The sequence below is a fragment of the Shewanella sp. KT0246 genome (genome assembly GCF_019654955.1).
GTDB classification, from domain to species: Bacteria; Pseudomonadota; Gammaproteobacteria; order Enterobacterales; family Shewanellaceae; genus Shewanella; species Shewanella goraebulensis.
The window spans coordinates 98,752-110,185 of record NZ_BPEV01000018.1 but is presented as its reverse complement, the minus strand read 5'-3'; the positions used below and the strand labels follow the sequence as shown (position 1 = coordinate 110,185).

The 11,434-nt window shown below is 40.1% G+C and carries 9 protein-coding genes; 2 read left to right on the top strand and 7 right to left on the bottom strand.

Translation table 11 applies throughout. The annotated features are described in order from the left end of the window. Positions 1 to 614: 614 nt before the first annotated feature. Positions 615 to 1,061 carry a DUF4124 domain-containing protein gene (locus tag K5Q58_RS10880; protein WP_220753954.1) on the top strand — a complete coding sequence of 149 codons (447 nt, stop codon included), beginning with the start codon at positions 615 to 617 and terminating at the stop codon, positions 1,059 to 1,061. Positions 1,062 to 1,145: 84 nt separating this feature from the next. Here K5Q58_RS10880 and K5Q58_RS10875 read toward each other — a convergent pair whose 3' ends face one another. The 4 genes from K5Q58_RS10875 to rluD form a co-directional block, all read right to left on the bottom strand. Then, complete coding sequence (locus K5Q58_RS10875) at positions 1,146 to 1,457, bottom strand: hypothetical protein (RefSeq protein ID WP_220753953.1); 312 nt, start codon at positions 1,455 to 1,457, stop codon at positions 1,146 to 1,148. A gap of 204 nt (positions 1,458 to 1,661) precedes the next feature. Beyond that, the gene (clpB, locus tag K5Q58_RS10870) at positions 1,662 to 4,235 is read right to left on the bottom strand and encodes an ATP-dependent chaperone ClpB (RefSeq protein WP_220753952.1); all 2,574 of its coding nucleotides are present in this window, start codon (positions 4,233 to 4,235) and stop codon (positions 1,662 to 1,664) included. Positions 4,236 to 4,376: 141 nt separating this feature from the next. Beyond that, positions 4,377 to 5,141 carry a peptidoglycan editing factor PgeF gene (gene pgeF, locus K5Q58_RS10865; protein WP_220753951.1) on the bottom strand — a complete coding sequence of 255 codons (765 nt, stop codon included), beginning with the start codon at positions 5,139 to 5,141 and terminating at the stop codon, positions 4,377 to 4,379. A 24-nt stretch (positions 5,142 to 5,165) separates the two neighbouring features. Further along, the gene (gene rluD, locus K5Q58_RS10860; protein ID WP_220753950.1) at positions 5,166 to 6,140 is read right to left on the bottom strand and encodes a 23S rRNA pseudouridine(1911/1915/1917) synthase RluD; all 975 of its coding nucleotides are present in this window, start codon (positions 6,138 to 6,140) and stop codon (positions 5,166 to 5,168) included. A gap of 125 nt (positions 6,141 to 6,265) precedes the next feature. Here rluD and K5Q58_RS10855 point away from each other — a divergent pair, with 125 nt between their 5' ends. Then, the gene (locus K5Q58_RS10855) at positions 6,266 to 7,030 is read left to right on the top strand and encodes an outer membrane protein assembly factor BamD (RefSeq protein WP_220753949.1); all 765 of its coding nucleotides are present in this window, start codon (positions 6,266 to 6,268) and stop codon (positions 7,028 to 7,030) included. Positions 7,031 to 7,109: 79 nt separating this feature from the next. Here K5Q58_RS10855 and K5Q58_RS10850 read toward each other — a convergent pair whose 3' ends face one another. The 3 genes from K5Q58_RS10850 to K5Q58_RS10840 are packed head-to-tail and all read right to left on the bottom strand — an operon-like array spanning position 7,110 to position 11,156. Then, entirely contained in the window at positions 7,110 to 8,168 is a 1,059-nt protein-coding gene (locus K5Q58_RS10850) for a 3-oxoacyl-ACP synthase III family protein (protein WP_220753948.1), read from the bottom strand. Then, entirely contained in the window at positions 8,159 to 8,908 is a 750-nt protein-coding gene (locus K5Q58_RS10845; protein ID WP_220753947.1) for a hypothetical protein, read from the bottom strand. Before K5Q58_RS10845 ends, K5Q58_RS10850 begins: the two co-directional genes overlap by 10 nt. Further along, positions 8,895 to 11,156, bottom strand: a complete 2,262-nt coding sequence (locus tag K5Q58_RS10840) for an RND family transporter (RefSeq protein ID WP_220753946.1) — start codon at positions 11,154 to 11,156, stop codon at positions 8,895 to 8,897. The genes K5Q58_RS10845 and K5Q58_RS10840 overlap by 14 nt, the downstream gene beginning before the upstream one ends. Between the last annotated feature and the right edge of the window lie 278 nt (positions 11,157 to 11,434).

Sequence of the window (11,434 nt, the reverse complement as noted above, 5' to 3'; positions counted from 1 at the left end):
CGGAAGAATCTACATCCTGTTTGTTACATATTGCTATGAACACTCATCGTTACATTGATAATAATTTTGATTGCCACCTAAGTGACAATTTCGATTAACTCAACACCTGTGAGTGTCCACACAGATTTACTTGTTTGATTGTTAAAGAGCGTTGACCGTGTTGGTCAGGGATGCGTATTCTACGCTTTCCCTCGTTGGCGTCAAGTGTTTTTTCAAACTTCTTTTTGCCGTTGATTTGAGGTAGTTAAAACCGCTTCAAATCAAGCTGACTCAGTGTTGGCTAGTGCCTGTTGCCGTGTCAGTGGATGCGCATTATAGGCAAATACTGAAACACCGCAAGGGCTTTTTTAAATATTTATGACAAACACGACTCAACTGAACAATAGTTAATCACAATGTGGTCTTTTTGCTCTAATTAGCCTGTTTTTAGTGTATTCGCTCGAAATAAACACCTTTGAGAAAGTATCAAAGTAGCGGCCGTGTTGTACTTAATTGCCATTAATAGCGAAATCTACTTGTAACAATATTCATTTAGCTATTGGTTTTATGTGCTATTTAGCCTATTTTAATTTTATTAGGGAAAATTATGCTTCACCATATTGTTAGGAATATCTATGTTCAGTTTACGTCTGCTTGCTTTTTTACTTTGTAGTAGTGTTAGTCATATCAGTTTTGCCACTGTCATTTATACATGGGTAGATAAGGATGGTGTGTCTCATTACAGCCAACAGCCACCAGCAGGTGTCGACTCAAAAAAAGTATATAGTGAAGATATTGAACCTGCACAAGTAGGTTATGTGCCAGTGTTACCCACCACATCGTCAAGCAAAACAAGTCAAGATTCAGACTTGGCAGCAAAAGCTAAACTCATCAAAGAAAAGGACGCTGAACAAGCCGCTTCAATTTGTGAAAGTGCGAAACACAGTTTAAAAGTATTAAGTACTTATCAACATCTGCATCGTAAGGATGCGGAAACAGGCGAAGAGATTGTAATCACCGAAGAAGAAAGACTGGCGCAGATTGAAAAGAATGAAGAACGTAAAAAACTTTTCTGTAATTAATTTAAAAATACCATAAACATTTAAAGCTAAAAAAGGAGCCCTAGGCTCCTTTTTGTTACTCACTATAAATATCGACTGAAATATTTACTGCGCGTTACGCACTGTATACATAGAACGAAACTCACCATCATTACAAGTTTCTGTACCTGAACGCCAACCATCTTCGAATGCATCAATACCAGATAAGGTTTCATCTTTCATAGACTCTAAAGATTCATTGGTTTGCTTTTCCTTCAATGCACCACTGCAGCCCTTGTTATATCCGTAATGATAAAGGCTGTTATATTCCACATTACCGACACCGATAATATCAGATTCACTTTTTTCAGGTGAACTACTACAACCTGTAGCAGCTATTGACAGTAATGCGATACCTAATACGACAGTTTTCTTCATGGTATATCCTTTTACTTGAATTTAGATTGAAGATTAATAACGCCTCTTTAATCAAATTAGTTTAAAAATTACTCACTATCAAGTAGTTCATCTCAGTTATAACGTCAAACTGGCTGGTTCTGTATCTAATGTGTTCGGATTAAAACGAAAGAAGGAACGATACTTTTGCATCGTTCCTTCCTAATTATCGTTAATAAAGTTTAATTACTGTTTAAATGTCAGCAGTCCATCTACAACATCAATTAGAATTTGCTTACCTGGTAGCAACTCACCTTTTAATAAATGATGCGCTAATGGGTTTTCAATTTCTTGTTGTAATGCCCTTTTAAGTGGACGAGCTCCGTAAGTTGGATCAAAGCCAGCTTCTGCAATCAAGGCTAAGGCATTTTTCGAAATAGACATGGTAAAGTCTTTTTCAGCTAAACGTGCTTTTAAGTTTTCTAACTGGATCTCAGCAATATGAGCAATATGCTCAGCCGCTAAAGGATGGAACACTACGGTTTCATCAATTCGATTCAAAAATTCAGGCCTAAAGCTTTGGGTCACCACACTCATAACAGCTGACTTCATTTGTCCATAGTCTTGAGAGGCAAAGCCATCTTGAATAATGTCAGAGCCTAAGTTGGAGGTCATAATAATCACAGTGTTTCTAAAATCGACTGTTCTTCCTTGACCATCTGTTAAGCGACCATCATCTAATACTTGCAGTAAAATATTAAATACATCTGGATGTGCTTTTTCTACTTCATCTAACAAGATGACTGAATAAGGTTTACGACGCACAGCTTCAGTTAAGTAACCGCCTTCTTCATAGCCAACATAACCAGGAGGTGCGCCAACTAATCTCGATACCGTATGCTTTTCCATAAACTCAGACATATCGATACGTACCATTGCAGATTCAGAATCAAACAAGAAATTCGCCAGAGATTTACATAGCTCGGTTTTACCAACCCCAGTAGGGCCCAAAAATAGGAATGAGCCAATTGGACGATTCGGATCAGCAAGGCCTGCTCGGCTGCGTCTTATCGCATTCGATACCGCTTCGACCGCTTCGTTTTGACCAATGACGCGTTGATGCAGCGCACCTTCCATTTGCAATAACTTATCGCGCTCGCCTTCAAGCATTTTTGAAACAGGGATCCCCGTCGCTTTAGATAACACTTCAGCAATTTCAGTATCAGTTACTTTATTGCGCAATAAAGTCATGTCCTGCATTTCTGCTTGCGAGGCTAAATCCAGTTGTTTTTCTAACTCTGGAATACGACCGTATTGAAGCTCAGACATACGGGTCAAATCACCTGCACGTTTGGCCACTTCCATATCCATGCGTGATTGTTCTAAATCCGCTTTAATATGTTGAGTACCTGCAAGTGCTGCTTTTTCTGTATGCCAGATTTCATTTAACTCGCCTGCTTTCTCTTCTACTTGCTTAAGCTCAGTTTGCAAATGATTTAAACGCTTGCGACTAGCTTCATCTTCTTCTTTCGCCAATGCTTGCTCTTCAAGCTTAAGCTGAATAGCACGGCGATCTAAACGATCAAGCGCCTCAGGTTTAGAATCGATTTGCATACGAATGCTCGATGCCGCTTCATCAATCAAGTCGATAGCTTTATCGGGTAACTTTCTGTCTGAGATATAGCGATGCGACATGCTTGCAGCCGCAACAATAGCAGGGTCAGTAATTTCAACATGGTGGTGCAATTCATAACGCTCTTTCAAGCCACGTAAAATCGCAATGGTATCTTCTACATTTGGCTCTTCTACTAGCACTTTTTGAAAACGACGCTCAAGCGCTGCATCTTTTTCAATGTATTGACGATACTCATCTAGCGTAGTCGCACCAACACAATGTAAATCACCGCGAGCTAAAGCAGGTTTAAGCATATTCCCTGCATCCATCGCTCCTTCGCCTTTACCGGCACCGACCATGGTATGAAGTTCATCGATAAATAAAATCACTTGACCTTCTTCTTGAGCAAGTTCATTTAGCACTGCTTTTAAACGCTCTTCGAATTCACCACGGTACTTGGCGCCAGCAATTAACGCGCCCATGTCCAAAGATAATACGCGTTTATTTTTAATCCCTTCGGGTACTTCACCATTAACAATACGCTGAGCTAATCCTTCAACAATGGCAGTTTTACCGACACCTGGCTCACCTATTAGTACCGGGTTATTTTTACTGCGACGTTGCAATACTTGAATAGTGCGACGAATCTCTTCATCACGACCAATCACAGGATCGAGTTTTCCTTGCTCCGCACGCTCAGTGAGATCGACTGTAAACTTGTTTAATGCTTGGCGTTGATCTTCCGCATTGGGATCATCAACCTTTTGTCCACCACGAATTTGCTCGATAGTTTTTTCAAGTAATTCTTTACTGGCACCTGCATCTTTTAGGCACTTACCTAATGGATCTGTACCTTCAAGTGCCGCCAAAACAAACAATTCAGAAGAGATATACTTGTCTTTACGCTTTTGAGCCAACTTATCGCACAAGTTTAATAAACGGATCAGGCTTTGGGATAATTGAATATCACCACCAGCACCTTCAACTTGTGGCTGACGCTCTAATTCTTGGCTAAGTGATGAACGTAAGCCGCTCACATTGATCCCAGCTTGGGTCAATAATGGATGAATTGAGCCTGAATCTTGATTTAATAACGCCATCATCAAATGAATAGGTTCAATAAACTGATGATCACGCCCTAATGCCAAAGATTGGGCATCTGAAATAGCGATTTGAAATTTGTTGGTCATACGATCGAGTCTCATACGGCCTCCTACACAATTTAATAAAAACGGAATGTTTTGATAATTAAAATATGGGGATGTTTATGAAAATTTCAATCTTGGAAGATAAAATCAGTACATTAGTGTTAGATTAATTGATTCAGATCAAATCGAAAAAACAGATTAAGACTTTAACCAAATAAAAGAAGCCATACGACCTGTTTGTTGATCGCGGCGATAAGAAAAGTAATCTTTATCTGAATGCGTGCAGGTATCAGCACTAAAAATTTGCTTAATACCTAACAATGTTAAGCCCATTTTTGCTAGCGCGTTCAAATCGGCAAGATATTTATCAGATGGCTTATCACATGATTCGTTAACAACAGGCTTGAAGTATTGCGCAGAGTGTTTATTTACCATCACAAACTGTTGTTTCACTTCTACACCGACTTCAAATGCTTCAGGTCCAATCGCTGGGCCTAAATAAGCCATTAACTCGGAAGGGGCACAGCTAAACTTTTTTACTGCTGTTTCGATAATGCCATCGCACAAGCCACGCCAACCAGCATGCACCGCCGCAATTTCTGTTCCTGCTTTATTACACAGTAATACCGGCAAACAATCAGCCGTCATAATCGCTAATGAAACATGAGGGGATGACGAATAACTGCCGTCAGCTTTGGGTGGGACATTATTGACTAACGATGCAGCAGACAAATGAGTGCAATCAACAATCTCAGTGCCATGTACTTGTTCAAGCCAAAACAAAGGAGCAGTTATAGATAACCTTTGCTGAATTAAAGCGCGGTTAGCCAATACATCTGACGCCTTATCTCCGACATGTAAACCTAAATTAAGGCTATCGAAGGGAGGCTTGCTTACACCGCCATGACGATTTGTCATAGCGATGCTAACATTATCAGGGATCGGCCAACTGGCTTTATACACGTTTTGCCCTTTTCTTAGCAGAAGTTAAAGATACTCGATTGGGTTTTCTTCAGTATCTTTACGCATTGCTTTAGCAAGCATTTGCATATCTTCAGGAATAGGAGCCTGCCACGACATAATTTCATGAGTGAAAGGATGCGCTAACTCTAAACGTACAGCGTGCAAAGCCTGACGATTGAAGTTTTTCAAAATATCAAAAAACTCAGGGCTGGCTTTTTTAGGCGGACGAGGACGGCCACCATAAACTGGATCGCCCACAAGTACGTGACCAATGTAATCCATGTGAACACGAATTTGGTGAGTACGACCTGTTTCTAGACGTAATCTCAAACGGGTATGCGCTCGGAATTTTTCAGCAACACGGTAATGAGTAACTGAAGGACGTCCACCCATAATGACAGCCATTTGGGTACGACGAGTTTCATGACGCTCAATCGGCTCATCAACAGTGCCACCAGCAGTCATAGTACCAATAACAATCGCTTCATATTCACGAACGATGTCACGGGCCTGCAGTGCAGTCACTAAATGCGTTTGCGCTTCAACGGTTTTAGCAACAACCATTAAACCTGTGGTGTCTTTATCTAAACGATGAACGATACCCGCACGAGGGACGTGCTCAATATCAGGACAATGATGTAATAACGCATTTAATAATGTGCCATCAGCATTGCCAGCTCCTGGGTGAACCACTAGGCCAGCTTGCTTATTAACGACAATAATATGGTCATCTTCATAGACAATATTAAGCTCAATATTTTGCGCTTTATCTTTTACTTCTTCTTCAAGCGTTGCTTCTACCGCAATTAACTGCGACTCTAATACCTTCTCACGAGGTATATCGACAACAACGCCATCGACAGAAACTGCACCAGATAGGATCCATTCTTTGATGCGTGTACGGGAATAATCAGGGAACAATTCAGCCAAAGCTTGGTCTAAACGAAGACCCGTTTGATTTGCTGTGATCTCGCTTTTTAGGTTAATCTCTTGTGTCATAGGAACCGTACCCCTTTTTTGGGGTCCAAAGTGAATGTGCTATCTGTTACAATCGGATTGTTTTCTATTTTACAGTGAAATGGAAAAATTCTTAACAACAACTTATAAAAGAATTGAATTTACATATGTCTAAATTTGCCAAAGGCGCCGCCCTAGTATTGTTTTCATTAGCTTTATCAGCTTGTAGTACCTCAAAAGGTTTTGAGGATGAAGACCTAAATGGTAAGTCTCCAGAAGGCCTTTATAGCCAAGCAAGGACCTCAATGGAGCTTGGGAACTATTCTAAAGCAGTAAGAACCCTTGAAGCTTTAGACTCTCGCTACCCATTTGGACCGCATAAAACTCAAGTACAACTTGATATGATTTTTGCGTATTACAAAATGGATGACGTCGCATCTGGCATTGCCAATATCGATCGTTTCTTACGTTTAAACCCAACGCATCCAGATATTGATTACGTGTATTATATGCGTGGTTTAACAAATATGCAGGCTGATAATTATCTTTTCCATGACATGATGAATATCGACCGTACCGATCGCGACCCTAAAAATGCTCAAGATGCATTTAAAGATTTCGATCGTTTAATCAAAAGTTACCCAAACAGTAAATATTCTGCCGATGCACAACAACGTATGCAGTATCTTAAAAACCGTTTAGCACAATACTCGATTAAAGTAGCTGAGTATTATATCAAAATGGAAGCATGGAGTGCGGCTGCTGTTCGTGCTCAATCTGTGATGGAGCAGTTCCCAGGAACGCCAGCCATTGAACGTGCACTGGAAATCATGTCAGAAGCTTACGGTGAATTAGGTCAAGAGCAGCTAAAACAGAATGTATTAACCGTTATGGCAGCTAACTTCCCTGATAATAAAGAGTTAAGCAACTAACAATTACTAGCCGATTACTTGTAAATACAGAAAAGCCCGCACTCATATCGCGGGCTTTTTTATTGCTTCAACTTAATTTTTAGCTTACACAATGCTGATAAACAAAACCGCCATAAAGGTATTTAGTTGCCTCAGCGCCTAGCACTGCAACCTTATCACCATCTTGTAATTTACCAGAATGAATCAAATTAGATAAACTCACCCAAATAGCTGCAGAACCTAAATTGCCGAACTGTTTCGCATCATTAATGATTCTATCTGGCGTCATCCCTAAAGCTTCGGCCATTAGCACATCAATATGACCATTCGCTTGATGAGGTAAAATATAAGCAAAGTCATCCAACTGGTAGCCGCGGCTTTGTAGTGCTTGCCAGCCAAGTTCAAATAGTTGACTACCCTGCTCTCTAACTGCATGGATATTATGGTGAAAACGCGCCATTCGTTTTTCGCCAACATCTTTTGAGCCGCTATCTAAATAAAACCCAGGTTGTTTTTGGTGGCCTATTTGTCCTAAATAGATATCTGAGACTTTAGCCTTCCCTTCGGTTAATGGCCCTAATACTGTCGCGGCAGCGCCATCTCCCATTTGCACATAATTTACTAATTGTTCGGTGTCGATAAATGTCTTATCCATATCAAAATAAACAGAACCTGTTTCAACCCCAACAATAGCAACCGGTTTTTGATTCACCGCGCAAAAAGCCGAAGCTATCTGTAAACCGTTAGCAAAGCCTGTACATGCTTGCCTTAGCTCTAAATATGGCCCGTGATACGCCATAACATCAGCAAGCCATGCGGCATTAGGCGGCACTTGGGTGTGGGGAGTACAAGTATGAGTGAGTAAGTAATCCAACTCATTACTGTTTATAGCGGCGTTTTGTAATGCTTGAGTTAAAACCTGCTGACTTAACTCAATACTGGTTGGCGAAGCTGAGCTTGTTGCTTTAGTTAAATCTCTCACCAAGTGACGGCCTTCAATACCCAGCCGTTTAGCAATACTTTTAGCTTTACGCGCATTTAAACGACCACATTGTTGAGATAAACAAGCCAAAAGCATTTCATTATCAATATTTATACCCGGCAATTGATGGGCAATTGAATACAATGACAAATCATGTTGAGCAAATTTTACTGCCATTTTTCCTCCAATTTATCTTGTAAGGCATCCAAGCAAATTCCCATATGTTCAAATGCCCTGTCTTGGCTTCGCAATAATTGAAACAGGTTTTGGGTAATTGACTCTTGTTGTTGGTTAAATTCAGCATTATCCGCGCCTAACTCCATTGCATGGTGACGACTGATGTAAACATGTTTGGCTTCATCTTTTTTAATTAAGCCACAGAGCTGACTAAAAGGATGGTTTGCTCCTAAATGGCTATGTTCAAAAGCCTGCATAATTTGAGTGACGCAGGTATCTAACACTGCAATACGGACAAAATGATGACTGTAATTATCTACTCTGCCAAGGCTTGTATAAAAACGTTTAGCAAGCCGTTGCACTTTCGCAACCGAATCAACTTCAGGTAAATTATCCACCACGCTTTGCAAAGCAGTATCATGTCGACACTCGTCAGACTCAACTTCCATCAAGGATGAAATCAGCCTTTCAGAATGCGCAGATATAATAGAGTGATGCTTGATTGAGTTATCTCGTAATCTGATAATTTCTTGGTTGAACACCAGTTGCGCCGATTGCTCTCCACACAAAAGGAGTGGCAATAAATGCGCCATAGCCTCGGTTTGGCGATCATTAAATGACAAGGATGAATGACCAAAGTGGTTTATCCAGCTTTGAAGCCGAAGCGCATTTTTCCCATACAAGACTTGAGGTGAGGCTTGCTTACCAAAACAACGTTTAACGATCTTACTGCTGCCCATATTGATAGCGCCTCCATTGATGATAAATAACCGGTAAGACCAAAACATCAAACAACCACGCTAATGCAATCACCATACAAGACAACAGACTAAGCTGCGCTATAGGGGCAAAGTCGGATGCTAAACCAATACCGAAGCCCAATACTAAGGTTAAGCTGGTAAAACTAATCACAGGAATGATGGCTGAATATTTAGGCCAGAAAAGGTCAAACGCCAAAGCCTTGCTAGGCTCTGGTAGCTTTAATAGAAGATGCAAAGTATCGTCTACAATAATGCCTAACATGATCCCTAACACGACAGCACTACCAATACTGATATAGCCTCCCATTAACTGCCATGCGCCAAATACCCATAGTAGTGGCAAGAAATTCACCATTAAGCCAATCAACGCAAATATCAAACTGCGTTTAATAACACCTAAAATGATACTGAGCATCAGTAATGCAATAGCGAAAGACCACAGCATATTATTAGCATTCTCTACTGATAAATGTGCAAATAACAAACTGTTTCCTAATGCGGGGCTAACGGTAAAATCAGGTTTGTTTTCCCCTAGCCAATCATCTACCTGATGCTCAAACGCTATCATTTGTTTAGCCGTTAAAGGGGCAAGGTAAATAGATAGTAAACTTGATTGATAATCTGCAGATATTTCAGCGCCAAGTCCGAGGGTATTTACTGAATTTTCACTGACAACTCGCTTAAACTGGCTTTGTGTTAATCCAGCACTTTTCACCCAATCGCCAATATGTGTCACCCTGTTCACTTCAGGTTGTTGTTTTAAAAAACGTGCGAATTGATAGAGAAAACTTAAGTATTGTTTGTCATAAATAGAATGCGAAGTTTGAGTGGCACCATTTGAAACATCATCCCCGCTCGCATTATCAGAGCTATCGTCATCTGAGATAGCAGCATTTACGCTGATTTCATAATTAATTAAATTTACTCCATCAAAGTATTGCTGCATCTTCTGCTTAGATTGACTAAAAGGATTTTCAATTGGGAAGTAACTAAATGGATCATCATTGAGTTCAAGTTTGGATGCGCTGAATATCGCCAAAGTTGAGATTAATGCCACGCTAACGAGTATGGCTGTAGGGTATTTAATTCCTCTTTTTGCCATAGTCTCAATGGGGAAGTGAGCTATTCGACTCTGGTCTTTTCGACTAAGAAGCTCGGGTTGTTTTTTTGTAGATCTTTTACCAAGCGAGCTGACAATAACGACCATTAAACTATGACAAAGCACGTAATGACATAAAACGGCTATAGCCACCAAGATACCGAAAGTTTGAATTGGTGGTGACGGGCTAAAACTCAATAAACCAAAACCTAACATGGTTGTTAGTGTGGCATAAAATAATGGCAGCTTATTATGCTGAAAACTAAACTGAAGTGGGTCGTCATTTTGCTGTTTAAGCGCCAGTTGCCATGCCAAATATAAATGAGCGGAATAAGCTAACGACAAGGTGATAATAATGACGGGAATAAATGCACTAATCGCGGCGATGGTTAGTTTAAACCAACCTGCAATTCCCAAGGTTAGCATTAACGTAACCACACAATTTAATCCAATAGCCAGCAACCATAATTGCGCTCGGATAAATAAAAATGCCATTAAAGTGATTATCAATAATAAACACGGTGCAAACCAAGCTAAATCATGACGTAGCACTTTTGCATATTGCCAATTAAGTGCTTGCTCACCACTTAGGTAAACATTTACTAATGTGTTTTTATTTGAGTCCCAATATCCGTTAGCGCTATTCAGTAAGCTATCTACATTGTGATCACGCCATAAGGTCTCATTGGCGAAATTTTGTTTACCTACATCACTGAAGCTAATGTTAAGCAGTATGGCTTGACCATCTTCAGATATCACCAGCGGCAATCGTGGATTTTGTTTATAGCTTAATAATTTGGCACGTTTATTTGCATCATCCCCTTCCACAAGATGGAGTATTGAATCATCTATATTAGAAACATCAATAAACGAGGCATAACCACCCACTTGCGCAATAGTACTATCTTGCGCTAACTGTTCGATAAAGTGGGTTAACAACAATTGCTGCTTGGGTTGACGCCAATCTTGTTGGTTTTCCAATAGCAAGAGTAAATTATTTCGCTGTTCAAATTTATGGGTAATTCGCTCAAGCCCCAGAAATCCAGCATCGTCATGGGCAAAGTAATCATTGAAGTTCACATCAAGGTTAATTCTAAGTACGCCAAGGACACTGAAAGTAATTAACATCGACACTACTAAACATACCCTAAAAGGATGTTTTTTCGATCGGTTAATCAGGGTCAATTGCCAGCTCAATAGCCTGTTCCTAATGTGAGAATGAGATGATATCCATTGTATTCAATCAATAAGACCTTGTTGCGGTGGATTTCTATTCAAACATAGCTGAAATAGTTGAAAAACGTCTGCACAAGCTTTGCTGATGACCTTTCAAGCTGTTAGTTTAATCCATTAGTTTTAGCTGAACATTTGAGCCTTTTGCGGAATTCTTAGTCAAACAAACCTAA